This is a genomic window from Paenibacillus sp. Y951 (genome assembly GCF_056786395.1).
In genome coordinates, this window is sequence record NZ_JBXCIY010000060.1 from 1 (window position 1) to 2,179 (window position 2,179).

At 35.1% G+C, this 2,179-nt stretch carries 3 protein-coding genes; all 3 read right to left on the reverse strand.

The window, feature by feature from the left end; all coding sequences use genetic code 11:
* Positions 1–284: 284 nt before the first annotated feature.
* Entirely contained in the window at positions 285–515 is a 231-nt protein-coding gene (locus AC1TPB_RS24770; protein WP_482078931.1) for a hypothetical protein, read from the reverse strand.
* Between the two features lie 199 nt (positions 516–714).
* Positions 715–1,422, reverse strand: coding sequence for an SDR family NAD(P)-dependent oxidoreductase (locus AC1TPB_RS24775; protein ID WP_482078932.1), 708 nt, complete (start codon positions 1,420–1,422; stop codon positions 715–717).
* A gap of 175 nt (positions 1,423–1,597) precedes the next feature.
* On the reverse strand, positions 1,598–2,179 hold a 582-nt coding region (locus AC1TPB_RS24780; RefSeq protein WP_482078933.1), incomplete at its 5' end, for an NIPSNAP family protein.

Here is a 2,179-nt window from a genome sequence, read left to right on the forward strand (position 1 = left end):
ATAAACCTTTCAGTTTCAAGAATAGGAAAAGTAAAAAATGCATCTTTAAATGACATATTGATTCCCTCCGATTTTTAATTTTATATATCATCAATTTCAGCTAACGTTCTTGTATTCACGAACTTGCGCAGCAAGTTGTCAGACAGAAATATCATCCTGAATTTCCTCTGCTGACCAAAGCGTAGCTGCCGCGTGAATACTGTGTTATCTGATGTTAACGCCTTACTTGACACCACTTGCAAGAGTTCTTATTATAATTCTCTTGGTTTTCTTTTATATATTTTCTAATCTTTTACCAAACCATTATTTTTACTTCCCGGCAGTAACAAAAATAACAATCCAATTATAAGGAAAAGCCATACATAAAAATTCTCGAAGAAATCGGGATAACTTATTCTGTCATCATGATCCGCTATTGCAGCTGCTAATCTTGCCACTACTCTTTCAGTTGTATAAATCAAACCAGAGACTATCAAAAATAATGCACTTAATATTTTATTTTGATTGTCTTTCAAAAATATCACCTCACTATGTGATTTTAGGTTATGTTTTCAAATTGTATTGCGTTAATTTCAGATAACGTTCAGGTATTCACGAACTTCCGTAGGAAGTTGTTACATGAATCTACTACTCTGCCAAAAGCGTCATAGTGACCAAGGCGTAGCCGCTGCGTGAATACTGTGTTATATGATGGGGACGCCATCTTTGACTTTACTACCAATTAATCTCTTTTTCGTAGGGTTCTATGTATTTTCCGGTTGACTCTATATTAGTTTCGTCTATCCACTTATAAATTTTTTCGGCTGCAACTGAAGGATAAGTATCTGCGTCAGGCGAACCTCCTCTAGTAATTAATCTTCCTGGATGAACAGCGCTTACCATAATGTTTTCATTTTTAAGCTCTTGACTAAGGCAGATTGTTAACATGTTTTGTGCAGCTTTTGCCATTCGGTAAGAATAAGAAAATTCCATTCCATTAAACTCACCTGACGCCACTCTAGTAAGAGAACCAAGTCTAGAAGATATATTGATTATTTTAGGGCTTTCTGAATTGCGCAAATAATTTATACTGCCCTTTACTGCTCGAATAGGCCCAAGGCAGTGAATATTGAACAAGTTATTTACCTCATCTGTGTCTACTTCCTCAATTAAACTCCCTTTACCTGATATCCCAGCGTTGTTTATTAAAATATCTAATGATGTAGTTATTAATTTTAATGAATTGTCAATTTTGCATATTGAATCATCTGTATTCAAATCACAAATAATTGGATAACAATTTATTGTGAATTCTTGCATTAAGAGATCTGCAGATTCTCTAGTTCTTACTAAAGGATAAACAATACTTCCTGAATTAATATAGACTTTCAGCAATTCATAACCCAAACCACGATTGGCCCCTGTAATAAGGATTTTCTTCAACGATTTACCTCCTACTAGTTCTATTGCGGCCCTTTCATATAACGTTCTTGTATTCACGAACTTGCGAAGCAAGTTGTCACTGATTATACTACTCTGCCAAAAGCATCATTGTGACCAAGGCGCAGCCGACGCGTGAATACTGTGTTATCGGATGTTACCGACCTCTTCGAACTACCTACAAAATTGTACTTAAAATAGTCTTTTCTCTATTTACTGTTAATGTGAAGAACTCTTGTTTAATGTCTTTCCTAAGAACTTCTTTCATTCTATCTCTTCCAATCTGATCAAAACGTTGTTGAACTCGTCTTACATGTTCTTTATCTGATTTTATCTTCTTCTCTATCTCTTCATATTGTTCAAGACTATCATATTCCCACATAGCAAAGATCTCACTATTATGATCATCTACTGACATACACCATCTACCAATTAGTCTTGATCCATTTTTCAACTGAGCAGGTAACAAAATATCATTAAATAATGCATTAAATTCTTCTACGAATGATGAATCAACAATATACGTCTTCCTACGATAAATCATCTCTGCACCTCTTTCGGTAATTTCTGATAACGTTCTTGTATTCACGAACTTGCGTAGCAAGTTGTCACTGAATCTGCTACTTCTGCCAATAACATCAAAGTGACCAAGGCGCAGCCGCTGCTTGAATACTGTGTTATCCGATTGACTTGCCTTCTTGATTCTTCTTTCAGTTTTCATTCGTTTATGTATTCTAGGACTTTTGGCAAATATTCTTCG